Annotated in this window: 31 protein-coding genes and 1 tRNA gene; 27 read left to right on the top strand and 5 right to left on the bottom strand. The window is 61.4% G+C overall.

Features of this window, described 5'->3' with window-relative positions; all coding sequences use genetic code 11:
- Positions 1 to 53 precede the first annotated feature (53 nt).
- The 16 genes from ACSBPU_RS01135 (at position 54) to tatC (ending at position 10756) form a co-directional block, all read left to right on the top strand.
- The gene (locus tag ACSBPU_RS01135; protein WP_180071183.1) at positions 54 to 842 is read left to right on the top strand and encodes an ATP-binding cassette domain-containing protein; all 789 of its coding nucleotides are present in this window, start codon (positions 54 to 56) and stop codon (positions 840 to 842) included.
- Positions 839 to 1633 (top strand): ABC transporter permease, encoded by a 795-nt coding sequence (locus ACSBPU_RS01130; RefSeq protein WP_180071182.1) that lies wholly within the window; start codon positions 839 to 841, stop codon positions 1631 to 1633. The genes ACSBPU_RS01135 and ACSBPU_RS01130 overlap by 4 nt, the downstream gene beginning before the upstream one ends.
- A 5-nt stretch (positions 1634 to 1638) precedes the next feature.
- Positions 1639 to 1887 carry a BolA/IbaG family iron-sulfur metabolism protein gene (locus ACSBPU_RS01125; protein WP_180071181.1) on the top strand — a complete coding sequence of 83 codons (249 nt, stop codon included), beginning with the start codon at positions 1639 to 1641 and terminating at the stop codon, positions 1885 to 1887.
- Complete coding sequence (gene murA / locus ACSBPU_RS01120) at positions 1880 to 3145, top strand: UDP-N-acetylglucosamine 1-carboxyvinyltransferase (RefSeq protein WP_442594808.1); 1266 nt, start codon at positions 1880 to 1882, stop codon at positions 3143 to 3145. Before ACSBPU_RS01125 ends, murA begins: the two co-directional genes overlap by 8 nt.
- Positions 3142 to 3819 (top strand): ATP phosphoribosyltransferase, encoded by a 678-nt coding sequence (gene hisG / locus ACSBPU_RS01115; protein ID WP_442594806.1) that lies wholly within the window; start codon positions 3142 to 3144, stop codon positions 3817 to 3819. The genes murA and hisG overlap by 4 nt, the downstream gene beginning before the upstream one ends.
- A gap of 58 nt (positions 3820 to 3877) precedes the next feature.
- Complete coding sequence (hisD, locus tag ACSBPU_RS01110; protein WP_442594804.1) at positions 3878 to 5194, top strand: histidinol dehydrogenase; 1317 nt, start codon at positions 3878 to 3880, stop codon at positions 5192 to 5194.
- A 5-nt stretch (positions 5195 to 5199) separates the two neighbouring features.
- Positions 5200 to 5787 (top strand): imidazoleglycerol-phosphate dehydratase HisB, encoded by a 588-nt coding sequence (hisB, locus tag ACSBPU_RS01105; protein ID WP_180071177.1) that lies wholly within the window; start codon positions 5200 to 5202, stop codon positions 5785 to 5787.
- Between the two features lie 53 nt (positions 5788 to 5840).
- A complete protein-coding gene (hisH, locus tag ACSBPU_RS01100) occupies positions 5841 to 6491 on the top strand; it encodes an imidazole glycerol phosphate synthase subunit HisH (protein WP_442594802.1) in 651 nt (216 codons plus the stop codon).
- 4 nt (positions 6492 to 6495) lie between these two features.
- The gene (hisA, locus tag ACSBPU_RS01095) at positions 6496 to 7239 is read left to right on the top strand and encodes a 1-(5-phosphoribosyl)-5-[(5-phosphoribosylamino)methylideneamino]imidazole-4-carboxamide isomerase (RefSeq protein ID WP_442594800.1); all 744 of its coding nucleotides are present in this window, start codon (positions 6496 to 6498) and stop codon (positions 7237 to 7239) included.
- On the top strand, positions 7236 to 8045 hold the full coding sequence (hisF, locus tag ACSBPU_RS01090; protein ID WP_442594798.1) for an imidazole glycerol phosphate synthase subunit HisF: 810 nt from the start codon (positions 7236 to 7238) through the stop codon (positions 8043 to 8045). Before hisA ends, hisF begins: the two co-directional genes overlap by 4 nt.
- Positions 8039 to 8443 carry a phosphoribosyl-AMP cyclohydrolase gene (hisI, locus tag ACSBPU_RS01085; protein ID WP_180071251.1) on the top strand — a complete coding sequence of 135 codons (405 nt, stop codon included), beginning with the start codon at positions 8039 to 8041 and terminating at the stop codon, positions 8441 to 8443. Before hisF ends, hisI begins: the two co-directional genes overlap by 7 nt.
- Positions 8440 to 8784: a phosphoribosyl-ATP diphosphatase gene (locus ACSBPU_RS01080; RefSeq protein WP_442594796.1), complete on the top strand. Its 345-nt coding sequence runs from the start codon at positions 8440 to 8442 to the stop codon at positions 8782 to 8784. Before hisI ends, ACSBPU_RS01080 begins: the two co-directional genes overlap by 4 nt.
- Positions 8785 to 8801: 17 nt before the next feature.
- Positions 8802 to 9170, top strand: a complete 369-nt coding sequence (locus tag ACSBPU_RS01075; protein WP_180071172.1) for an HIT domain-containing protein — start codon at positions 8802 to 8804, stop codon at positions 9168 to 9170.
- A gap of 12 nt (positions 9171 to 9182) precedes the next feature.
- Positions 9183 to 9416: a Sec-independent protein translocase subunit TatA gene (tatA, locus tag ACSBPU_RS01070; RefSeq protein ID WP_180071171.1), complete on the top strand. Its 234-nt coding sequence runs from the start codon at positions 9183 to 9185 to the stop codon at positions 9414 to 9416.
- Positions 9417 to 9479: 63 nt separating this feature from the next.
- On the top strand, positions 9480 to 9989 hold the full coding sequence (tatB, locus tag ACSBPU_RS01065; protein ID WP_442594793.1) for a Sec-independent protein translocase protein TatB: 510 nt from the start codon (positions 9480 to 9482) through the stop codon (positions 9987 to 9989).
- On the top strand, positions 9986 to 10756 hold the full coding sequence (gene tatC, locus ACSBPU_RS01060; protein WP_180071169.1) for a twin-arginine translocase subunit TatC: 771 nt from the start codon (positions 9986 to 9988) through the stop codon (positions 10754 to 10756). Before tatB ends, tatC begins: the two co-directional genes overlap by 4 nt.
- A 194-nt stretch (positions 10757 to 10950) precedes the next feature.
- On the opposite strand, the gene ACSBPU_RS01055 is transcribed toward tatC, so the two are convergent.
- On the bottom strand, positions 10951 to 12084 hold the full coding sequence (locus ACSBPU_RS01055) for a S1C family serine protease (protein ID WP_442594791.1): 1134 nt from the start codon (positions 12082 to 12084) through the stop codon (positions 10951 to 10953).
- Positions 12085 to 12114: 30 nt separating this feature from the next.
- Between ACSBPU_RS01055 and ACSBPU_RS01050 the strand changes: the two genes are divergently transcribed.
- On the top strand, positions 12115 to 12891 hold the full coding sequence (locus ACSBPU_RS01050; RefSeq protein WP_442594789.1) for a Nif3-like dinuclear metal center hexameric protein: 777 nt from the start codon (positions 12115 to 12117) through the stop codon (positions 12889 to 12891).
- Between the two features lie 41 nt (positions 12892 to 12932).
- On the opposite strand, the gene mscL is transcribed toward ACSBPU_RS01050, so the two are convergent.
- Positions 12933 to 13391 carry a large conductance mechanosensitive channel protein MscL gene (gene mscL, locus ACSBPU_RS01045; RefSeq protein WP_180071166.1) on the bottom strand — a complete coding sequence of 153 codons (459 nt, stop codon included), beginning with the start codon at positions 13389 to 13391 and terminating at the stop codon, positions 12933 to 12935.
- 125 nt (positions 13392 to 13516) lie between these two features.
- Between mscL and petA the strand changes: the two genes are divergently transcribed.
- The 7 genes from petA to ACSBPU_RS01010 all read left to right on the top strand — a co-directional run bounded on the left by petA (position 13517) and on the right by ACSBPU_RS01010 (position 18763).
- Positions 13517 to 14161 carry a ubiquinol-cytochrome c reductase iron-sulfur subunit gene (gene petA, locus ACSBPU_RS01040; protein ID WP_180071165.1) on the top strand — a complete coding sequence of 215 codons (645 nt, stop codon included), beginning with the start codon at positions 13517 to 13519 and terminating at the stop codon, positions 14159 to 14161.
- 75 nt (positions 14162 to 14236) lie between these two features.
- Positions 14237 to 15625: a cytochrome b gene (locus ACSBPU_RS01035; RefSeq protein WP_442594787.1), complete on the top strand. Its 1389-nt coding sequence runs from the start codon at positions 14237 to 14239 to the stop codon at positions 15623 to 15625.
- Positions 15626 to 15645: 20 nt separating this feature from the next.
- Positions 15646 to 16500 (top strand): cytochrome c1, encoded by an 855-nt coding sequence (locus ACSBPU_RS01030; protein WP_180071163.1) that lies wholly within the window; start codon positions 15646 to 15648, stop codon positions 16498 to 16500.
- Positions 16501 to 16645: 145 nt separating this feature from the next.
- Entirely contained in the window at positions 16646 to 17254 is a 609-nt protein-coding gene (locus tag ACSBPU_RS01025; protein ID WP_442594784.1) for a glutathione S-transferase N-terminal domain-containing protein, read from the top strand.
- A gap of 6 nt (positions 17255 to 17260) precedes the next feature.
- Entirely contained in the window at positions 17261 to 17716 is a 456-nt protein-coding gene (locus ACSBPU_RS01020) for a ClpXP protease specificity-enhancing factor (RefSeq protein ID WP_180071161.1), read from the top strand.
- A 131-nt stretch (positions 17717 to 17847) separates the two neighbouring features.
- Positions 17848 to 18612, top strand: coding sequence for a 4-hydroxy-2-oxoheptanedioate aldolase (hpaI, locus tag ACSBPU_RS01015; RefSeq protein WP_442594782.1), 765 nt, complete (start codon positions 17848 to 17850; stop codon positions 18610 to 18612).
- A gap of 75 nt (positions 18613 to 18687) precedes the next feature.
- Positions 18688 to 18763: transfer RNA gene (locus tag ACSBPU_RS01010), tRNA-Thr, on the top strand.
- A gap of 105 nt (positions 18764 to 18868) precedes the next feature.
- Here the strand turns inward: ACSBPU_RS01010 and ACSBPU_RS01005 are convergent.
- Entirely contained in the window at positions 18869 to 19558 is a 690-nt protein-coding gene (locus tag ACSBPU_RS01005) for a M15 family metallopeptidase (RefSeq protein WP_442594780.1), read from the bottom strand.
- Positions 19559 to 19751: 193 nt separating this feature from the next.
- Positions 19752 to 20375 (bottom strand): helix-turn-helix domain-containing protein, encoded by a 624-nt coding sequence (locus ACSBPU_RS01000; RefSeq protein ID WP_442594778.1) that lies wholly within the window; start codon positions 20373 to 20375, stop codon positions 19752 to 19754.
- Between the two features lie 139 nt (positions 20376 to 20514).
- Between ACSBPU_RS01000 and ACSBPU_RS00995 the strand changes: the two genes are divergently transcribed.
- The 3 genes from ACSBPU_RS00995 to ACSBPU_RS00985 all read left to right on the top strand — a co-directional run bounded on the left by ACSBPU_RS00995 (position 20515) and on the right by ACSBPU_RS00985 (position 22667).
- The gene (locus ACSBPU_RS00995) at positions 20515 to 20709 is read left to right on the top strand and encodes a tautomerase family protein (RefSeq protein WP_180071155.1); all 195 of its coding nucleotides are present in this window, start codon (positions 20515 to 20517) and stop codon (positions 20707 to 20709) included.
- 139 nt (positions 20710 to 20848) lie between these two features.
- Entirely contained in the window at positions 20849 to 21649 is an 801-nt protein-coding gene (locus ACSBPU_RS00990; protein ID WP_442594776.1) for an alpha/beta fold hydrolase, read from the top strand.
- Between the two features lie 40 nt (positions 21650 to 21689).
- A complete protein-coding gene (locus ACSBPU_RS00985) occupies positions 21690 to 22667 on the top strand; it encodes a Bug family tripartite tricarboxylate transporter substrate binding protein (protein WP_442594774.1) in 978 nt (325 codons plus the stop codon).
- 208 nt (positions 22668 to 22875) lie between these two features.
- Here ACSBPU_RS00985 and ACSBPU_RS00980 read toward each other — a convergent pair whose 3' ends face one another.
- The gene (locus ACSBPU_RS00980; RefSeq protein ID WP_442594772.1) at positions 22876 to 23397 is read right to left on the bottom strand and encodes a cytochrome b; all 522 of its coding nucleotides are present in this window, start codon (positions 23395 to 23397) and stop codon (positions 22876 to 22878) included.
- Positions 23398 to 23408: the final 11 nt, after the last annotated feature.

Genomic DNA, 23408 nt, shown 5'->3' with positions numbered 1-23408 from the left:
ACCGCCGCCCTTTTGGCGCCGATCGATCCAGCCCGGCCTTTTTTCGTGTGTCCATGTCAGCGCTCAGTCTAGAAAACGTCTCGAAAATCTACACCCCTCGCACCGCGGCCTGGCGGCGATTCACGGCGGCGAGCCGGAAACGGGGTTTCCAGGCTCTCGACGATGTCAGCTTCACGGTCGAGCACGGCGAATTCTTCGGGCTGCTCGGGCCTAACGGCGCGGGCAAGACCACCCTTATTTCCATCCTGGCAGGGCTGGCCTACGCCACGTCGGGCACCGCACGCGTCTGCGGCTATGACGTGGTGGCTGACTTCAAGCGCTCGCGCCAGGCGCTGGGGGTGGTGCCCCAGGAAATCGTCTACGACCCTTTCTTCACAGTGCGGGAAACGCTGCGGCTCCAGTCCGGCTACTTCGGCCTGCGCAACAACGACGACTGGATCGACGAGATCCTCAGCAATCTCGGCCTGCTCGACAAAGGCGATACCAATATGCGCGCCCTGTCGGGCGGCATGAAACGCCGCGTGCTGGTCGCCCAGGCGCTGGTGCACCGTCCTCCGGTCATCATCCTCGACGAACCCACGGCCGGCGTGGACGTCGACTTGCGCCGCACGCTGTGGGAATTCATCGCCCGGCTGAACCGGGAGGGCCACACCATCCTGCTGACCACGCATTACCTGGAAGAGGCGGAGGCCCTGTGCGGCCGCATCGCGATGCTCAAGAGCGGCCGCGTCGTGGCGCTGGACACCACGCAGGCGCTGCTGGCGCGTGTGGGGGGCGCCGATCTCGAAGACGCCTTCGTGCGCATCATGCACGATGACGAATTCCTGGGGGTCACGGCATGAGCACCCGCCCCATCATCGAGCCCCGCGACGACATGGGCTCGGGCTTTCCCACCTTGCTGCGCAAGGAGCTCCTGCGCTTCTGGAAAGTCGCGTTCCAGACGATCGCGGCGCCCGTCCTCACGGCCCTGCTGTATCTGCTGATCTTCGCGCATGTGCTCGAAGGGCGGGTCCAGGTCTACGGCTCGGTGCCCTACACGTCCTTCCTGATACCCGGCCTGATGATGATGAGCATGCTGCAGAATGCCTTCGCGAATCCGTCGTCGTCGCTGATCCAGAGCCGCATCACGGGCAACCTGGTGTTCATCCTGCTGCCGCCGCTGTCGCACCGGGAAATCTTCAGCGCCTACCTGCTGGCCTCCATCGCCCGCGGCCTGTGCGTCGGGTTCTGTATCTGGCTGGTGTCGCTGCTGTTCGTCGACCTGCCCATCCAGCATCCCCTGTGGGTGCTGTGCTTCGCGGTGCTGTCCTGTGGAATCATGGGCACGCTGGGCATGATCGCGGGCCTGTGGTCCGAAAAATTCGACCAGCTCGCGGCTTTCCAGAACTTCCTGATCATGCCGGCCACCTTCCTGTCCGGTGTGTTCTACTCCATACACAGCCTGCCTCCCTTCTGGCAGGCCGTCTCCCGATGGAACCCCGTCCTGTACACCATAGACGGCTTCCGCTACGGCTTTTTCTCGGTATCCGACGTCTCGCCCTGGCACAGCCTGGCGGTCGTCGCCGCCGCGTTCGCCGTACTCTGCCTCTTTGCGCTGCGCCTGCTGGCCAGCGGCTATAAACTCCGGAACTGATTGCCATGCTGCCCACCCCAGAACAAGTACGCCAATACATCGCTGACCATCTTGCATGCGAGCATATTGAAGTCCAGGGCGACGGTTCGCACTTCGACGCCCTGATCGTCAGCCCCGCCTTCGAAGGCAAGCGCCTGATCGCGCGTCACCAGCTCGTCTATGCCGCGCTGGGCGAGCGCATGAAAGCAGAGATCCACGCCCTGTCCATGCGCACCCTGACACCGGAAGAATACAAGGCCAATCCGAATGGATAAACTCCAGATCCAGGGCGGGAACCGCCTGAACGGCGAGATCGCCATTTCGGGCGCCAAGAACGCCGCCCTGCCCATTCTGTGCGCATCCTTGCTCACGGAAGACGCCCTTGCCCTGCAGAACGTGCCGCGCCTCAACGACATCGGCACCACGCTGCGCCTGCTGGGCCAGATGGGCGTCAAGCACGAACGCGCGGCCGACGGCAGCGTCGAGCTCTGCGCCGCCGCGGTGCACAGCCTGGAAGCGCCCTACGAACTGGTCAAGACCATGCGCGCGTCCATCCTGGTGCTCGGGCCGCTGCTGGCGCGCTTCGGCGAAGCGCGGGTCAGCCTGCCCGGCGGCTGCGCCATCGGCCAGCGGCCGGTGGACCAGCACATCAAGGGCCTGGCCGCCATGGGCGCGGACATCCGCATCGAACACGGCTTCGTCGTGGCCAAGGCCAAGCGCCTCAAGGGCGCGTCCATCCTCACCGACATGGTCACGGTGACCGGCACCGAAAACCTGATGATGGCAGCGGTGCTGGCCGACGGACGCACCGTCCTTGAAAACGCGGCGCGCGAACCCGAGGTCACCGACCTGGCCGAACTCCTGATCAAGATGGGCGCCCGCATCCAGGGCCACGGCACCGATCGCATCGTCATCGACGGCGTCGAACGGCTGCATGGCGCCAGCCACCAGATCGTCGCCGATCGCATCGAGGCCGGCACCTTCCTGTGCGCCGTGGGCGCGGCCGGAGGCGAAATCATGCTGCGCCACGCGGCACCGCAAACCATGGGCGCAACCCTGGACAAGCTCCGCGACGCCGGCCTGGCCATTGAAACGGGCACGGACTGGATACGCGCCGCCATGAACCGCCGGCCGCGCGCCACGGGCGTGCGCACCAGCGAGTACCCTGGCTTTCCGACCGACATGCAGGCGCAGATGATGGCCTTGAACACCCTGGCGGACGGCACGGCGGTCATTGTCGAGAACATCTTCGAGAACCGCTACATGCACGTGCAGGAATTGTGCCGGATGGGCGCCCTGATCGACATCGACGGCCACACGGCGGTCGTGACCGGCGTGTCCGGCCTGTCGGGCGCCACCGTCATGGCGACCGACCTGCGCGCCTCGGCCAGCCTGGTCATCGCCGGCCTGGCGGCCCAGGGGCAGACCACCGTGGAACGCATCTACCACCTGGACCGCGGCTACGAACGCATGGAAGAAAAACTGCGCTCCGTGGGCGCCGACATCCAACGCATCACACGGGAAACCGCATGAGCCCTGCCAGCCTCGACAAACCCTTGACGCTCGCCCTGTCCAAGGGACGAATTTTCGATGAGACCATGCCGCTGCTGGCCGCCGCAGGCGTGGAGGTTTCGGAAAACCCCGAGTCCTCGCGCAAGCTGATCCTGCCCACCAGCAGCCCCGACCTGCAGCTGATCATCGTGCGCGCTTCCGATGTGCCCACCTATGTGCAGTACGGCGCGGCCGATTTCGGCATTGCCGGCAGGGACGCCCTGTACGAGCACGCCGCGCAGCACCCCGGCGGCCTGTACCAGCCCATAGACCTGAACATCGCCCGCTGCCGCCTGTGCGTGGCCGTGCGCGAGGGCTTCGATTACGAGGCCGCCGTCCACCAGGGCTCGCGCCTGCGCATCGCCACCAAGTACGTACAGGCGGCCCGGGAACACTTCGCGGCAAAAGGGGTCTATGTGGATATCATCAAGCTGTATGGCTCGATGGAACTCGCGCCGCTGGTCGGCCTGGCGGACGCCATCGTCGACCTGGTCTCCACGGGCGGGACGCTCAAGGCCAACAACCTGGTCGCCGTCGAAGAGGTCGCGCAGATCTCCTCGCGCCTCATCGTGAACCAGGCATCGCTCAAGACGCGCTCGGCAAAACTGCAGCCTCTACTCGATGCATTCGCTCTGGCATCGCAAGCGCAGGGCTGAAGTCCGCCGCTTACGGTACACTGCATTGTTATAAAACGTTTTTTTCTTTTTCCGCATCATGCCTTCGATCAAGCGCCTGAGTACCCGATCCGACGACTTCCAGTCCAGCCTGCGCACGCTGCTGGCCTTCGACGCCTCTCAGGACGAATCCATCGAGCGCGCCACCGCGGCCATCCTGCACGATGTCCAGCAGCGCGGCGACGCCGCCGTGCTGGACTACACGCAACGCTACGATCGCGTGGCGGCCGGCATCCTGCCGGAGCTGGAGATCGACAGGCGTGAATGGCTGGCCGCGCTCGACGCCCTGCCGCGCGACCAGCGCGAGGCCCTCGAAACCGCCGCCGAACGCGTGCGCCGCTATCACGAGCACCAGCGCAGCCAGACCTGGACCTACACCGAGCCCGACGGCACGGTGCTCGGCCAGAAGATCACACCGCTCGATCGCGTGGGCCTGTACGTGCCCGGCGGCAAGGCGGCCTATCCGTCGTCCGTGCTCATGAACGCCGTCCCCGCGAAAGTCGCGGGCGTGCCGGAAGTCGTCATGGTCACACCCACGCCCGACGGCGTGCGCAATCCCATCGTGCTCGCTGCCGCCGCCATCGGCGGCGTGGACAGGGTCTGGGGCATAGGCGGCGCGCAAGCCGTGGGCGCATTGGCCTACGGCACGCAAAGCATCGCCGCCGTGGACAAGATCGTCGGGCCGGGCAACGCCTATGTGGCGGCGGCCAAGCGCCGCGTGTTCGGCACCGTGGGCATAGACATGATCGCAGGCCCCAGCGAAATCCTCATCATCTGCGACGGCACCACGCCGGCCGACTGGATCGCCATGGATCTCTTCTCGCAGGCCGAACACGACGAACTGGCCCAGGCCATTTTGCTGTGCCCCAGCGCAGAATACCTTGACGACGTCCAGGCGGCCATCGACCGTCTCCTGCCGACCATGCCGCGCGCCGACATCATCCGCGCAAGCCTGGGCGGGCGCGGCGCCCTGATCCTGGTGCGCGACCTGGACGAAGCCTGCGACATCGCCAATCACATCGCGCCCGAACACCTCGAGATCTCCACCGAGCAACCCGAACGCTGGGCCGACAAGATCCGCCACGCCGGCGCCATCTTCCTGGGGCGCTACAGCTCCGAATCCCTGGGCGACTACTGCGCCGGGCCAAACCACGTTTTGCCCACCTCGCGCACCGCCCGCTTTTCGTCTCCCCTGGGCGTGTATGATTTCCAGAAACGCTCCAGCCTCATCCACGTTTCCGAGAACGGCGCACAGGTCCTGGGGCGGGTCGCCGCCAAACTGGCCTATGGCGAAGGCCTCCAGGCCCACGCCGCCAGCGCCGAATACCGCCTGAACACCACAGCATCGAATTCCTGAATACCATGCGTACCGCAGACATCACCCGAAACACCAACGAAACGCGCGTGCGCGTTTCGATCAACCTGGACGGCACCGGCCGCCAGACCATCAACACGGGCGTGCCCTTCCTGGACCACATGCTGGACCAGATCGCCCGCCATGGCCTGATCGACCTGGACATCCATTGCGAAGGCGATACGCACATCGACGACCACCACACCGTGGAAGACGTCGGCATCACGCTGGGCCAGGCCTTTGCCGCAGCCGTCGGCGACAAGGCGGGCCTGCGCCGCTACGGGCATTCCTATGTGCCGCTGGACGAAGCCCTGTCGCGCGTGGTCATCGACTTTTCCGGGCGGCCCGGCCTGTACTATCACATTCCGTTCACGCGTTCCCACATCGGGCGGTTCGACGTCGACCTGGCGCGCGAATTCTTCCAGGGCTTCGTCAATCACGCCCTGGTCACACTGCACATCGACAACCTGCGCGGCGAAAACTCGCACCATCAGTGCGAGACCGTGTTCAAGGCCTTCGGCCGCGCGTTGCGCATGGCGACCGAAGCCGATCCGCGGAATGCGGGCGTGGTGCCATCGACCAAGGGCGTGCTTTAGGATACAAACCCGCCAGCGCCAGAATCCTTCTCCATCCCCAACGGATGAACACCGTGAACAATATCGCCATCGTTGACTACGGCATGGGCAACTTCCATTCGGTCGCGCGCGCCTTGCGGGCCGCCGCGCCGGATGCGGACATCAGCATCTGCAACACGCCCCAAGGCATCGACCGCGCCGACCGCGTGGTGTTTCCGGGCCAGGGCGCCATGCCCGACTGCATGCGCACGCTGGACCGCTCGGGGCTGCGCGATGCCGTCCTGCGCGCGGCCCGCGCCAAGCCCCTGCTGGGGGTCTGCGTCGGCGAACAAATGCTGTTCTCGGAAAGCGAGGAAGGCAATGTGCGCTGCCTGGACATTTTCCCCGGGCGCGTGAAACGCTTCGCGGGCCCGCAATTTGGCTCGGACACCGACGCCGCGGGCGGGGAACTGCTGAAGATTCCCCACATGGGATGGAACCGCGTGAGCCAGACACGGTCCCATCCGTTATGGGCAGGCATTCCCGACGGCACCCACTTCTATTTCGTGCACAGCTACTACGCGCAGCCCGACCACCCGGCAATCACTGTTGGGGAAAGCCACTACGGCATGCGCTTTACCTGCGCAGTGGCAGCGGCTAACATTTTCGCAGTACAGTTCCATCCCGAGAAAAGCGCCGGCCACGGCTTGCGGCTCTATCGGAATTTCGTTGATTGGAATCCATAACATCATGCTACTCATACCCGCCATCGATCTCAAAGACGGGCGTTGCGTGCGATTGCGCCAGGGCGATCTGGACGACGCAACTGTTTTTTCCGATGACCCGGCCGCCATGGCCACGCAGTGGCTGGACCAGGGCGCGCGGCGCCTGCACCTCGTCGACCTCAATGGCGCGGTCGCCGGCAAGCCCAAGAACGAAGCGGCCATCAAGTCCATCATCACCGCCGTCGCCGACGACATCCCCGTGCAAATCGGCGGCGGCATCCGCGATCTCGACACCATCGAACGCTACCTGGACGCCGGCATCAGCTATGTCATCATCGGAACCGCCGCCGTCAAGGATCCAGGCTTCCTGCGCGATGCCTGCAGCGCTTTTCCGGGCAACATCATCGTGGGCCTCGATGCCCGCGACGGCAAGGTAGCCACCGACGGCTGGAGCAAACTCACGCGCCACGACGTCTTCGACCTTGCCCGCAAGTTCGAAGACTACGGCTGCGAGGCCATCGTCTACACCGACATCGGCCGCGACGGCATGCTGTCCGGCGTCAACATCGAAGCCACGGTCAAGCTTGCGCAGCACGTCAACATTCCCATCATCGCCTCCGGCGGCGTCACCGACCTGAAAGACATCGAGGCCCTCTGCGCCGTCGAAAGCGAAGGCGTCGAAGGCGCCATCCTGGGCCGCAGCCTCTACGAAGGCACCCTGGATTTCGCCGCCGCCCAGGAAATGGCGGACGAACTTGGAGCGACATGAATTCTGTTTTACCCCCCGGCACCGATTCCGAACTGACCCGCCGCATCATTCCCTGCCTGGACGTCACGGCGGGCCGCGTCGTGAAGGGCGTCAACTTCGTCGACCTGGTCGACGCGGGCGACCCCATCGAAATCGCCCAGCGCTATAACGAGCAGGGCGCCGACGAGCTCACCTTCCTGGACATCACCGCCACCAGCGACGACCGGGACCTGATCCTGCCCATCATCGAGGCCGTGGCCAGTCAGGTCTTCATCCCGCTGACGGTGGGCGGCGGGGTGCGGCAGGTCGCCGACATCCAGCGCCTGCTGAATGCCGGCGCCGACAAGGTGTCGATCAACAGCGCCGCGGTCGCCAATCCCGAACTCGTGCGCCAGGCGGCCGACTACCACGGCTCGCAGTGCATCGTCGTCGCACTCGACGCCCGGCGCGTATCGGCGGCGGGCGAAGCGCCCAGGTGGGAGATCTTCACCCATGGCGGCCGCAAGGCCACCGGCATCGACGCCGTCGAATGGGCCCGTAAAATGGCCGAGTACGGCGCCGGCGAACTGCTGCTGACCAGCATGGACCGCGACGGCACCAAGTCGGGCTTCGACCTCGACCTTACCCGTGCCGTCGCCGACGCCGTCCCCGTGCCGGTCATCGCTTCCGGCGGGGTGGGCAACCTGCAGCACTTGGCCGACGGCGTCACCGCCGGCCGGGCAAGCGCAGTGCTAGCGGCCAGCATCTTCCACTACGGCGAATACACCGTGCGGCAGGCCAAGGAATTCATGGCAGCGCAAGGCATCAAGGTAAGATTGCAATCATGACGGCACCCCTTTGGCTCGACGCCATCACCTTCGACGAGAACGGGCTGTTGCCCGCCATTGCGCAAGATGAAAAAACGGGCGCGATACTCATGGTGGCCTGGATGAATGCCGAGGCCCTGCAGGAAACCGTGGCCACCGGCCGCGGCGTGTACTGGTCGCGCTCGCGTCGGCGGCTGTGGCGCAAGGGCGAAGAATCCGGGCACATCCAGATCGTCCACGAGATCCGGCTGGATTGCGACGGCGACGTCATTCTCCTGAAAGTACGCCAGGAAGGCGACGTCGCTTGCCATACGGGCCGCAAGAGCTGTTTCTTCCGGCGCCTGGACGGCGTCGACGACGACGCCACCTGGACCGTGACGGATCCGGTGCTCAAAGACCCGAAGCAAATCTACCAATGACACAAGCCGATACCGCAACACTTCTGGCCCGGCTGGCCGACACCCTGGAATCACGCCTGCCGGCAAATGGCGGAGATCCGGCCAGTTCCTATACCGCCAAGCTGTTGGCGCGCGGCCCTGACGCCTTTCTGAAGAAGATAGGCGAAGAGGCCACCGAGCTGGTCATGGCAGCCAAAGACAACGCGCCCGAGCGCATTGTGGCCGAAACGGCCGACCTCTGGTTCCACAGCCTGGTTGCGCTGGCCTACTACGGCCTGCGCCCCGAACAGGTCCTGCAGGAACTTGAACGCCGCGAAGGCATTTCCGGACTGGCCGAAAAGGCCGGTCGGCCCCAAACGTAACGAGCCGAGTACAGAACATGAGTGACAACTGCATTTTCTGCAAGATCGCCAAGGGTGAAATCCCTTCCCGCAAGGTCTACGAGGACGACGATTTCTTCGCCTTTCACGACATAAACCCCGCCGCTCCCGTACACTTGCTGCTTATTCCCAAACGCCACGTCGTTTCGCTGCAGGATGTCCAGGAAGGCGACGCGCACTGGCTGGGTAGAATGATTACGCTGGCGCCCGCGCTGGCACAGGAAAACGGCTGCACGCCCGGTCCCGACGGCGGGTTCAGGGTCGTGTTCAACAACGGAACAGAAGGTGGGCAGGAAGTCGCCCACCTGCACATGCACATCCTGGGCGGCCCACGTCCATGGAACAAACGCGCAGCACCTGCTGCTTAACGGAGACTTATCATGGGTAGTTTCAGCATTTGGCATTGGCTTATCGTCCTGGTGATCGTGGCGCTGGTTTTCGGCACCAAGAAAATCCGCAATATCGGTGAAGACCTGGGCGGCGCCGTAAAAGGCTTCAAGAAGGGCATGAAGGATGCCAACAACGAAGAAAAGGATGCGCCCGCATCCGTGACGCAGCGCGTGCAAAGCGACGACACCATCGACGTCCAGGCCAAGGAAAAGAAAGACGCCTGAAGACGGGGCTGATGGCCGCTCCAAGCTCCGTTAACCCTTTTCTTTCAAGCGAATTCCTTATCCATGTTTGACGTCAGCTTTAGTGAACTTATGCTGATCGGCGTGATTGCGCTGATCGTCATCGGACCCGAACGCCTGCCCAAGGTGGCCCGTACCATCGGCCACCTGGTCGGCCGTGCGCAGCGCTACGTCAGCGACGTCAAGTCCGACATCCAACGCGAAATGGACCTGGATGAGCTCAACAACCTGAAGGGTCAAATGGAAGAAGCGGCCAAATCGGTCAAGTCGTCCATGCAAGAGGCCTCCGACAGCTTGCGGCAACCGCTTTCCGAAGCCGAGCAAGCCCTGAAAGAGGCATCCGCTTCGGTCGAATCGCTGGTCGACTCCGCCCGGGCGGAAGTAAACGGCCCCGAAACGACCACGGCGCCGGCCATCGAGCCCGCCAAGCCGGCCGCCACGCCAACGCCCATCCCCGCCGGCGATGCCGCGGCCGCACCCAGCGCCGGCGCCGACATCGAACCGTCCGGCACGGCACAGGCGGACAACAAAGAAAAACCGGGGACGCCCACGTGACACAAGAAGCTTCCCAAGAGACCTTCATTTCGCATCTGGTCGAGCTGCGCTCGCGCCTGCTGCGCGCCGTCGGCGCCGTACTGGCCGTATTCGTCGTGCTGTTCATCTACCCCGGGCCGTCCGCCATCTACGATGTGCTGGCCCAGCCCATGCTGGCATCCCTGCCCGAAGGCACACGCATGATCGCCACGGGCGTGATCACACCGTTCATGGTGCCGGTCAAGGTAACGCTGCTGGCGTCCTTCGTCCTGGCGCTGCCGGTGGTCCTGTACCAGGCCTGGGCCTTCGTCGCGCCCGGCCTGTACCGGCACGAACAACGCTTGGCGCTGCCGCTCATTGCCTCCAGCACGCTGCTGTTCCTGCTCGGCATGGCGTTCTGCTATTTCGTGGTGTTCCGCACGGTCTTCCAGTTCATCGCCGGCTTCGCCCCGGAATCCATCACGCCCGCACCGGACATCGAGGCCTATGTCAGTTTCGTGATCACGATGTTCGTGGCATTCGGGGTGACATTCGAAGTCCCCATCGCCGTGATCCTGCTGGTGAAGAGCGGCATGGTCACGGTCGAGAAACTGCGCAGTGCCCGCGGCTACGTCATTGTGGGCGCCTTCGTCATCGCCGCGGTCGTCACGCCACCCGACGTCGTCAGCCAGTTCATGCTGGCGGTGCCCTTGTGCCTCCTTTATGAAGTCGGGGTCATCGTCGCGGGAATGCTGAAGGTGAAGGAATCGTCGGCGGACGAGCTGGAGTCCGAGTCGGATAACGGCTGACCGGGCTGGGGCTGGGGTCAGACCCCGTACGGGGTCTGACCCCTCAAAGCCTACCCGCCAACCGGAGGGTCAGACCCCATACGGGGTCTGACCCTTCAAAACACCCACCCTCGACTGGGGTCCGACCCCTCAAAGCCCACGCCCGAAACCGCTGGGGGGTCAGACCCCAGTCGGGGTCTGACCCCAACACACGCTCACCGCTTTGAAATGGGCGGGCGCACGCCCACCCGTACGTCCATTTCCAGTTTCCTTCCCTCGCGCACGACCTGCAATTTCGCCTTCTCGGACGGCGTCAACGGTGCGATCTGGTTCAGGAAGCCGATGGCATCGCGCACCGGCTCGCCGTTCAGCTGCAGCACGATGTCGCCGACCCGCAAGCCCGCCTGCCACGCCGGGCCATTGCGCAGCACGCTGGCGATGATCACGCCGTCGCGCTGGCCCAGGCCGAAGGCGCGGGCCAGGTCGGGGGTGATATCCTGGGGTTCTATACCCAGCCATCCACGGGTCACGCTCCCGGTCTTGATGATCTGTTCCATGATGGTCTGCGCCGCACCCGCCGGAATGGCGAACCCTATGCCCAACGATCCGCCCGATTCGGAGTAGATGGCGGTATTGATGCCGATCAGGCGTCCCGCGGTATCGATCAGCGCGCCGCCGGAGTTTCCGGGGTTGATGGCCGCGTCGGTCTGGATGAAGTTTTCATATATATTGACACCCAGGCGATTGCGTCCCAGCGCGGACACGATGCCCATGGTGGTGGTCTGCCCCACGCCGAACGGATTGCCGATGGCCAGCACCACGTCTCCGGTCTTCACTTCATGAGAGCCGTTGAAGGCGATGGCGCGCAGGTCGGGCAGGTCGATCTTGAGCACCGCGAGATCGCTCTCGGGATCCGCGCCCACGATCGCGGCCCGGGTCTGCCTGCCGTCGCTCAACGCCACCTCGATCGCATCGGCGGCTTCAATGACGTGGTAGTTGGTGAGGATGTACCCGTCTTCCCGGACAATCACGCCCGAGCCCAGGTTGGTCGATTCCCTGCGCCGGCTGAAACCGGGAATTTCCCTGAACAAGCGCTCGAGCTCCGGATCCGCAGGGATGGGGATCACCGGCACATTGACGTGCTTGCTGGTGTAGACGTTGACCACTGCCGGCCGGGCCTGGGCCACGGCCGCCGCGAATGAAACAGGCGCGCTCGGCTGCGGGGCGGGCAGCGGCGCCGGGGCCTGCGGCTGAGTGTGCAGCCAGTCCGGGCGCAAGGTTGCCACGATGAATAAAATACCCAGACATATCGTCACCGTCTGGGCAAACAGCAACCACAATCGACGCATAAGCTTTTGCTATAAGGAAAAGGCAACTCAATGAATCAGGTTTCCACCCAACAACTCGCCGACTGGCTCGATGCCACCTTGCAAGTGGCGCGCTTCAAGGACTACTGTCCGAACGGACTGCAGGTAGAGGGCAAAGCCAGTATCGGACACATTATCACCGGTGTCACGGCATCGCAGGCACTACTGGAAGCGGCGATCGAGAAAAAAGCCGACGCCGTACTGGTGCATCATGGCTGGTTCTGGCAGAACGAGAGTCCCCGCGTGCGCGGGCCGAAGCGCAAACGCCTGGCGCTGGCCCTGGCACACGATCTGAATCTCTTTGGCTATCACCTTCCGCTGGATGCCCATCCGACACTGGGAAACAACGCACAACTGGCGCGGGTGCTCGACCTGGAGCCCGAGCTCGACGCCGAGGGCCAGCCGGTGCTGTGCGGCCGCAACGACCTGGTCTGGCTGGGCCGCTCCCGCCGTGCCCGCAGCCTTGACGATCTCGGTAATATTATTTGCAATGCCTTACAACGCCGGCCGCTGGTTGTGGGAAATCCACAACAGAAAGTCGAGCGTATCGCATGGTGCACCGGCGGCGCCCAAGGCATGATGGAAGCGGCCATCGACGCCGGCGCCGACGTCTACATAACGGGCGAGGCTTCAGAGCCGGTTTATCACCTGGCCCGGGAGACCGGCACGGCGTTCATTGCGGCCGGCCACCATGCAACCGAACGATACGGCGTGCAGGCATTGGGCAACGCCATCGCGGAACGGTTCGGGCTGCGGGTGGACTTCCTGGATATCGACAACCCGATCTAGGGCCTTTTAACGCTAAAAGGCAGGCGCCACCCGCCCCTGCATCACTTTTTCAGCAGATCGCGGATTTCACGCAGCAGCGCCACGTCTTCGGGCGGAGGCGCGGGCGCCGCGGGTTCGGCGGCCTCGCGGTGGAAGACCCGGTCGCGCGCCTTGTTCACGGCCTTCACCAGGCAGAACACCACGAAGGCGAGCAGGATGAAGTTGATGAATATCGTCAGGAAATTACCCCACGACAACACGACCGCGCCGGCCTTGGTCAGGGCGTCGTAGGTTTCCGGCCCGGAATAGCCCTCGGGCGTCCGCAGCACCCAGAACTGATTGGTGAAATCGACTTCCCCGCCCACGATGAAGGAAATGATGGGCATGATGATGTCTTTCACCAGGGAGTCGATGATCTTCCCGAAAGCCGCCCCGATAATGACACCGACGGCCAGATCGATCATGTTGCCCCGGACGGCGAACTCTTGAAACTCTTGCAGGAAACCCCGTGCTTTGCTCATATTGCCTTCCTTTCGTGTTACACCCTATTGCGGGCAAACGCTATAATACGCGGTTGATAAGATAGTACACAGCCAAAATCAGTGAATGGTATGCCCCCACGCGAGGCATGAATAAGGATACTAGAATGAGTCAGATTACGACACAGCTCGACGGCGACGCTGCGGTTGACCCCAACCTGCCACCCGATCCTTCGCGCCGCATGTGGGTGGCTACGGCCTGTGCCGTGGGCGGCGCCGCCGGCGTGGCCACGGCAGTTCCGTTTGTCAGCTCCTTCGCGCCGTCCGAAAAGGCACGCGCGGCCGGCGCTCCCGTCGAGGTCGATGTCTCCGGCATCCCCGCCGGCCAGATGATCACCGTCGAATGGCGTGGCAAGCCCGTGTGGATCATGCACCGCACGCCCCAGCAGCTCGCCACCCTTCCCAGCCTGGACGGCGAGCTCGCCGATCCCCATTCCGATCGCCCCGGCTACACCCCCGAATACGCCAAGAACGAATACCGCTCGCGCAAGCCCGACCTGTTCGTTTGCGTCGGCATCTGCACGCACCTGGGCTGCTCGCCCACACCCGCGCTGGCCGCGGGCCCGCAGCCCGGCCTGCCCGCCAACTGGCAAGGCGGCTTCAATTGCCCCTGCCATGGCTCCACCTTCGATCTAGCCGGCCGTGTGTTCAGCAACAAGCCGGCGCCCGACAACCTCGAGGTCCCTCCTTATTCGTACTCGGCCGACGGCACCCGCATTATCATCGGCGTCGACGAGAACAACAAGGCCTGATCCCGAAGGGCGCCGCTGAACGCCCGTGCACCAAATCCACAATACGCCTCGTAAGATAGAAAAAGGAGCCGTTTCATGGCTGGCGAGAAAACCGTCGAAACGACAGGACTTTTAGGCTGGATAGATAAGCGCTTTCCGCTTACTACCCTCTTCAAAGACCACATGTCGGAATACTACGCCCCGAAGAACTTCAACTTCTGGTATTTCTTTGGGTCCCTGGCCATGCTGGTACTGGTCATCCAGATCGTGACCGGCATTTTCCTGGTCATGAACTACAAGCCCGACGCAAAGCTGGCATTCGAGTCCGTCGAATACATTATGCGCGAAGTGCCATGGGGCTGGCTGATCCGCTACATGCACTCCACCGGCGCGTCCATGTTCTTCGTGGTCGTTTACCTGCACATGCTGCGCGGCCTGTTCTACGGTTCCTACCGCAAGCCGCGCGAGCTCGTCTGGATCTTCGGCGTCGCCATCTTCCTCTGTCTCATGGGCGAAGCCTTCATGGGCTACCTGCTGCCCTGGGGTCAAATGTCCTATTGGGGCGCTCAGGTCATCGTGAACCTGTTCTCTGCCATTCCCTTCATCGGCCCTGAACTGGCCATCTGGATCCGCGGCGACTACGTCGTGTCCGACGCCACCCTGAACCGCTTCTTCGCCTTCCACGTCATTGCGCTGCCGCTGGTGCTCATCGGCCTGGTCGTCGCGCACATCATTGCGCTGCACGAAGTGGGTTCCAACAACCCCGACGGCGTCGAAATCAAGCAAGGCCCGAAAGACCGCTACGGCCACCCCCTGGACGGCATTCCCTTCCACCCCTACTACTCGGTGCATGACATCGTGGGCGTGGCGGGCTTCCTGATCGTCTTCGCGGCCATCATTTTCTTCGGCCCCGAAATGGGCGGCTACTTCCTGGAATACAACAACTTCATTCCGGCCGATCCCCTGAAGACGCCTCCGCACATCGCGCCGGTCTGGTATTTCACGCCGTTCTACTCCATGCTGCGCGCCACCACGGCCGACTTCATCTGGATCATGATCGCAGGCGCCGTCATCGCCGCCGCGGCCCTGTTCCTGAAGGGCAACCTGCGCGGCATCTGGCGCATCGTATGGCCGGTCGTGCTGATCCTGGTCGCCGTCCTGCTTCGCGTCATCGATGCCAAGTTCTGGGGCGTGGTCGTCATGGGCGGTTCCGTGGTGATCCTGTTCTTCCTGCCCTGGCTGGATCACTCCCCCGTCAAGTCGATCCGCTACCGCCCGACATGGCACAAGTACCTGTACGGCATTTTCATCGTCAACTTCCTGGTGTTGGGTTACCTGGGCACGCAAGCGCCGAATCCAACGTTCAACCTCATGAGCCAGATCGGCACCGTGATCTACCTGGGATTCTTCTTCCTGATGCCTGTCTGGAGCCGCATCGGCACGTTCAAGCAAGTCCCTGACCGCGTCACGTTTCACGCTCACTAAGGCAACCAACACGTTACGGAATGATCATGATTAAAAAGCTGCTAGGCGCAATTGCCTTATCACTGACCTGCGGCCTCGCCATGGCCGCGGGTGGTGGCTACAAGCTGGAAAGCGCACCGAATCGCATCAACGACATGGCGTCGCTGCAAAACGGCGCGAAGCTGTTCGTCAACTACTGCCTGGGCTGTCATAGCGCCAATTCCATGCGCTATAACAAGCTGGCCGACATCGGCCTGACCGACGAGCAAATCAAGAAGAACCTGCTGTTCACCGGCGACAAGGTCGGCGACCTCATGAAAATCGCCATGACGCCCGAAGACGCCAAGAAGTGGTTCGGCGCCGCGCCTCCCGACCTCTCGGTCATCGCACGCGCCAAGTCCACCACCATGGGCCCTTCAGGCGTCGACTACGTCTACACCTTCCTGCGCACGTTCTACCGCGACAGCACCAAGGCAACCGGCTGGAACAACCTGGTCTTCCCCAGCGTCGGCATGCCGAACCCGTTCTGGCAAATGGAAGGCCCGCGCTCGCTCAACCACGTCACCGTCCACCAGGTCGAGAAAGAAGGCGGCAGCCTGCAATGGGAACGTACCGTCGCCAAGTACGACACCCAAGGCTTTGCCGACATCAAGACCGAAGAGCTCGCCGACTACCGCGGCGGCCCACAGGACAAAGCCGTTCTGGAGTCCGCCGATCCCAAGCGCGTCGCGGTCTTCGACAGCAACGTGGCCGACCTGGCGAACTTCCTGGGCTGGATGGCCGAACCCGTGCAGCAGCAGCGCAAGCAGATGGGCGTGTGGGTCTTGCTGTTCCTGGGCCTGTTCCTGATCATTGCATGGCGCTTGAATTCGGCCTACTGGAAGCACGTCAAGTAATATAATCACCGGTAGCCGCCCTAGCCGGCACTGCATCCCAGCTATCGGACAAGAAATAGGCGTTGCGATACGCCTATTTCGCTTTTCGGAGCCACGCCACTTGGCGTGCGCTCTTGTTCTTATTTCTACGATTGGAATCCCCGACATGATGGTGCTCTATTCTGGAACGACATGCCCGTTCTCTCAACGCTGCCGTTTTGTGTTGTTCGAAAAAGGCATGGATTTTGAAATCCGCGACATCGACCTGTACAACAAGCCCGAAGACGTTTCGGTCATGAATCCCTATGGGCAGGTTCCCATCCTGGTCGAGCGCGATCTGGTCCTGTACGAATCGAACATCATCAACGAATACATCGACGAGCGCTTTCCGCATCCCCAACTGATGCCTGCGGATCCCGTCATGCGCGCCCGCACGCGCCTGTTCCTGTACAACTTCGAGAAAGAACTCTTCGTGCACGTTTCGGTGCTCGAAGACCGTTCCAGCACCGATAGCAAGGCTCAGGACCTCGCTCGTCAAAACATCCGCGACCGCCTTGCGCAGCTGGCGCCTATGCTGTTAAAAAACAAATACATGTTGGGCGAAGAATTTTCCATGCTCGACGTCGCCGTTGCGCCGCTGCTATGGCGCCTGGACCACTATGGCATCGAACTGCCCAAGAACGCGGCGCCCATCCAGAAATACGCCGAGCGCATCTTCTCGCGCCCGGCCTACATCGAAGCACTGACACCCTCTGAAAAGGTCATGCGCCGCTAAAACATCATGCAAGAGTCCTCAACCAAGCCTTATCTGATCCGCGCGTTGCACGAATGGTGCACCGACAATGGCTACACCCCCCACATCGTGGTCACGGTGGACGCCAACACGGTGGTGCCCCCAGCGCACATCCACGATGGCCAGATCACTCTGAACATCGGCACGCTGGCAACCAATCGCCTGACTTTGGGTAACGACTATATCGAGTTCCAGACTCGATTCGGGGGAGTGACTGAGCAGATCTATGTTCCCGTGGCGGCCGTCTCGGCCATCTACGCCAGGGAAACCGGCGCAGGCATGGGTTTCGACGTTGCCGAGTCGCAACCGTATCCCGGCAGCGACTCCGACGACGAAGCCTCCGCCCCCGCCGGCCCCCAGGCCGTACCCGACAGCGGCACCGGCAGCGCCAGCCCGCCGGACGACACACCGCCCAAGCCGCCCCGGCTGACGGTGGTGAAGTAATTCATGGGGTCAGACCCTATAGGGTCTGACCCCATCACTTCAGCAGGGTCTGTCCCTTCGTTTGAGAGTTGAGGCCAGACCCCGTATGGGGTCTGACCCCCATAGCCCCTTCCCGCATCATGGAGCCCTTCATGCAGATCCCAGTAAACCGATTCAAGCAGGCAATCAACGCCGGCCAGCATCAGCTCGGCCTGTGGGTATCATTGGCGCACCACTACAGCGCCGAGATCGTTGCACGCTCCGGCTTCGATTGGCTGGTGTTCGATACCGAACACTCGCCCAACGATGTTCAAACCGTACTGGGGCAATTGCAGGCCGCCGCTCCTTATCCCGTTTCTTCCGTCGTACGCCCCAGCTGGAACGACCTGGTCCAGCAAAAGCGCTACCTGGACATCGGTGCGCAAACCCTGCTCATTCCATACGTGCAAACCGCCGAAGAGGCCGAGCAGGCGGTATCGGGCATGCGCTATCCGCCGCGCGGCCTGCGTGGCGTGGGCGGAATCATGCGCGCCAGCGGCTTCGGGCAGATCAGCAACTACATGCAAGCCTGCGAAGATCAGCTTTGCCTGCTGGTACAGGTCGAAACCCGTGAAGGGCTGGATCGGCTCGAGGAGATCGCCAAGGTGGACGGCGTGGACGGCGTATTCATCGGCCCGGCCGACCTGTCGGCCAGCCTGGGGCATCCGGGCAACCCCAAGCATCCCGAAGTTCAAAGCGCCATCGAAGATGCCATCCGCCGCATACGCGCTTGTGGCAAGGCCCCCGGCATCCTCACGTTCGACGAAGCGGCGGCGCGGCGGTATATGGAAGTCGGCACGCTCTTCACGGCCGTCGGGCTCGACGCCGCGCTGCTGGCTCGTACCACCGAGCAGCTGGCTGCGCGCTTTCGGGCGTAGCATCACATGGCATGGACCGGCACAGGGCCTGCCCGCGCAGCAGGATTTCAAAAACTCCTGTAGAATTATGCGTTCGCCGGTTTAGCTCAGTTGGTAGAGCAGCGCACTTGTAATGCGAAGGTCAACAGTTCGAATCCGTTAACCGGCACCAGTTTCAAAGCAAAACGCCAATCCTTGCGGGTTGGCGTTTTGCTTTTCCGCAAGGGGTCAAAGGGGGTCAGACCCCGTACGGGGTCTGACCCCAGCTGCCGGCTGCCTACCGCGGCAAGAAATCAAAATAGTCTTGGGGAAAGGGCTCGCTTTCCAAAGTAAAGTGCCACCACTCCTTGGGATACGGCTTGAAGCCGTGCTTGACCATCAGCGTCTGCAGCAGCAGCCGGTTGGCGCGTTGCTGATGGGTCAGATCCGGGTGTTCCGGCCATGACTCGACACCGAAGAAATCGAACGCGGATCCCATGTCCAGCTGCCGGCCGGTACCAAGGTCCACCACCGTCAAGTCGACTGTACTGCCGCGGCTATGGCCCGACCTTTCCGCAATGTAGTCTTCTTTGAACAGATTCCGCTTGTCGACTTCCGGATAGAACTCGGCCTTGGTACGGACGTCGGCCATGTCGGCCGCCCATTTCATGAAATCGTCGACGGCACGCTGCGGCCGGTAGGCATCGAGAATCAGCAGCCCGAGCTTGAAAGGCTTCAGATCGGCCTGCACCCGGGCCAGGGCCTGCGTCGCCGGAGCGCTCAGCACCGGTCGCGCGTTTTCGTAACCGGCAACCGGCCGCCCCACGAAGTTATGGCTACCCGCATAGCGTAAATCGACTTTCAGGCCCGGAATGGCGTCATCAATGAACGTAAAGCCTGCCGGCAAGGCGGCATGAGCCTGTGTAAAAACCGTGCCCAACGCCAAGCCCGCCACCAAGGCCAGCCGAAACAGAATTCTTGCCGCCATATGCGCAGTGCTCCATGTACGTGGTCAATGAATTGTACGCACGGCGCTATGTGCGGTAAACGACGGAAACGCCAGCGATGCGCCAGACATCAAGCCATGCGCCGCAACACACCGCCCTCCTTCGCAAAAACTCAGCAGCGCCATGAAGAGGGGTAACACTCATTCAAACCGAAGCATTACCAGTTTCTTATGATCAGGTAGAAGGCGACTCTTTGATCTGCCGATAATTGACCCACATGATACGTGTCGGCGTCTTAGTGATATTTCGGAACCTGTGAGGCACGCGACTGCTGAAACGAAAACCGTCACCCTGCTCCAGCATGAACGTATCTTCATCTATTTGAATTTCAAGAGAACCTTCCAGGATGAAACCTGCTTCGAGCCCTTCGTGCGTAAAGGTCTCATCTCCGCTCGACCCCTGCGGCTCAATGCACATGAGATAGGTGACCAATTCCGCATTCTCACACGGTTGCGGAGGAGTCAGTATCTCTTTCGTAATGCCAGTTCCCCAGAATACGAGGGATGGTCTCTGACTCTCTCGAAGAACCGGCCCGTTCGCGTCTGACGAGGACTCCCGCTCCGGGAAAAAGTTGGCGATACTGACAGAGAAAACCTCACTTAATTGTCCCAATGAGCGTAATGATGGCGACGACAATCCGCGCTCCGCCTGACTGAGAAAGCCCATCGATAATCCAGACCGTTCTGCTACGTCCTTCAATGAAAGGCCTCGCGCCATTCGCAGCGCTCGAATTTTTTTGCCTACCATCACATCAAGGCATTCGTTTTCGTTGCCCTTCTTGCGAGTTGAAGTATTCATACGAGCTTTTACTCAATTTCAAACTTGAACTTAGGTTGACGCATTGTATGGCGGATAAGCGCATTGCGTAGCTGTGAAATATGTTTCATAATTACGAAACCATCATCATAATTCTAACGCCATCCGTTTAAGGACCGCCATGCCAACGATTCGAGTGGAGCTATTACCTGGACGTAGTCGCGACCAAAAGAGAGAAATAGCAAAAGGGTTAACCGATGTTCTCGTACAACAAGGCGGCGCTACGCCCGCCAGTGTGCATGTCATATTTACTGAGGTCGATCCCAGCGACTGGGCTGTAGCCGGGACGTTAATCGCGGAGCGCGAGAAAGCTTGAAAGCAGCCGCTGATCGTCAAGGCCAAGAAGCGATGAAACCGGGGTCCGTTTTGAATGCGCTCGCTGGCATGCTCATCTTCGAACCTAGGCGAATCAGCGCGTCGCAAGACTCACATAGGATTCGATAAGGAGACATGACATGCAGCAGCTAACTTCAACGCCAGTTTCTTGCGCACACATCCAGCAAGGTGAAGGGCCGCCGCTCGTTCTAGTACATGGAATCGGCGCTCGCAAGGAAAGCTGGTCGAGCGTTATTCAGATACTAAAAGAAGATTTCCAATGCATCGCCTACGATCTGCGCGGCCATGGTGAATCGCCTCTTCCCTCTACCGCATTCGAGCTAGATGATCTCGTCGAAGACCTCGAAGCCCTGCGAGCTAAGCTAGGCCTGGAACGCATGCACGTCATGGGCCATTCTCTCGGTGGCATGATTGGTCCCGCCTATGCACGTAAATATAGCGAACGCATACTATCGCTAGGCTTGCTTAGCACTGCCGCGTTTCGCACTGCGGAGGACCGTCAAAAAGTATCAAGCATTGTCCAAGCGATGGAAAAGAAGGGTGTCGCCCCAATGCTGGATACGCTGGTCGAGCGTTGGTTCACTGATGGCTTCAAGGCAGAAAATCAGGACACCGTGCAATGGCGGCGCGAGCAAGTATTGACTACCGATGAAACCGTGTTCCTGAACGTCTTCCGTATCTATGCAGAGACTGAAATGAGTCCGTGGCTGCACGAGATTAAGGCATCAACTCTGGTATGCACTGGTGAAATGGACGGAGGCTGCAACCCAAGGCTGAATCGACAAATTTCAGATGCAATGCCCAATGCGGAGCTTGTGATCCTTCAGGGATTAAAGCATGCGATCCAGCTAGAAGCTCCTAACGAGCTTGCATCCGCTATGAAGGACTTCCTTCAGAACCTGGAATCTCCCGTTCAATAAGCAATGGACAGCACAATACCTCATATAAAGGAATACCGAGATGCACAAACGTTTCGTACTCGTAGCCTCAGCGGCGCTGCTGATGGCCGCCACAATTCCCTCCCATGCCGCTAGCGACTATCCGACCAAGCCTATTAGCCTGGTGGTTGGATATCCGGCTGGCGGCGGCACCGATATCATTGCACGTATCGTCGCCAAACAGCTTGGCCAGGAGCTGGGTCAAACCGTTATCGTTGAGAACCGCGCCGGCGCCACCGGGACAATAGGCGCCAACCATGTCGCAAAAGCGGCACCCGACGGCTATACATTACTGCTATCCGCCGGCTCTGACGTCACAATCACGAAGCTGACCGTTCCGTCTCTGCCGTATAACATATATCACGATTTTGCTCCGATTAGCCGTGTCGCGCAGACACCGTTCCTGATGGTCACGAACCAAAAGGTGCCCGCCAGCACCGTGAATGAGTTTGTCGATTATGCCAAGCAGCATGAGTCCAAACTGAATATTTCGGCGTCGGCCACTTTCTCTTACCTGAATGGTGCTCGCTTCAAAAGCCTGACAGGCTTGAAGCTGCCCATCGTTCAATACAAGGGGGCCGCCCAAGCTCTCACAGATCTAATCGGCGACCATGTGCAACTCGGTTTCGAGACTGTGGCTGTCAGTCTGCCGCAGTTGGAGTCCAAGCAGATCAAAGCGCTCGCCGTAGCATCCGAAATGCGATCGCCTTATCTGCCCGAAGTTCCAACCTTCGCCGAAAGCGGCATGCCAAACGTTGTGAGCTATGTGCCATATGGCGTGCTTGCACCGAAAGGAACACCAGCGGACGTAATCGCGAGCCTGCAAGCGGCAATTAGCCGAGCTGTGAAGAACCCCGCCGTCCAGGAACAAATGAAGGCTCAAGCGATGGAGCCGGTAGTAGACGATACAGCCGAGCGATATACACGCGACTTGGCGGAAAGCACCGAGCTTTGGACCAAACTCGCAGAGGAAATCGGATACCATCCTGGAAAGTCCTGAGATTGACTCAACAGTGAAACTTAATAGCAGCCAGCCCAATATGGTCCTTACCGTATTGGGCTGTAGCGTTAATGATCTTCGATAAGCGTGGCACCGAGTTCGTTCGTTCAGTACAGTTGCGGACAAGTATTGTGACGAATAGACCGAGCGAACAGCGCCGCTGCGGAACGTTGCGAAGATCTACGCTCCGGCCATGGTACGGGAAACCTCAAACCATGCGCCGCAACACCCCGTCCTTCTTCACGAAATGATGCAACAGCGCCATGAACACGTGGCCGACGACCATCGCCAGCAACAGCCAGGCGATCGGCGAATGCAGGCTGCCCAACGAGGCCATCCACGGAGTCTCGTTTCCTTGGGCCGCGAACTCCACGCCAAAGGCGGACAAGCCGTAGCCGTTGCCTATCATGGTCAGGATGCCGGTAATGGGCAGCAAGACCATGCCGGCGTACAGCAGGAAGTGCCCTGCTTTCACCGGGAAGGCGACGGCTGGATCATGCCGCGGGCGCTGATTTTTCTGTGCCGCCGCCCAGATGATCCGCAACGCGATCAGCAGCAGGAACAGCGTCCCGATGGAGATGTGCCAGGGGACCAGGGTCTGGCCCACCCAATGTTCGCCTTCGGCAATGCGGTCGAAGAACTTCAGAAATTGCCAACCGACCAGCACGGCCATGCCCCAGTGGAAAAATCGCGTGATGCCGCCGTAACGTTCTGGTGTGTCGCCGCTCATGTCTGCTCCTT

Origin of the sequence: Parapusillimonas sp. JC17 (assembly GCF_052180245.1) — a bacterium.
GTDB lineage: Bacteria > Pseudomonadota > Gammaproteobacteria > Burkholderiales > Burkholderiaceae_B > Parapusillimonas.
The sequence above is the reverse complement of the archived record's forward strand: the minus strand, read 5'-3'. Positions and strand labels throughout refer to the sequence as shown.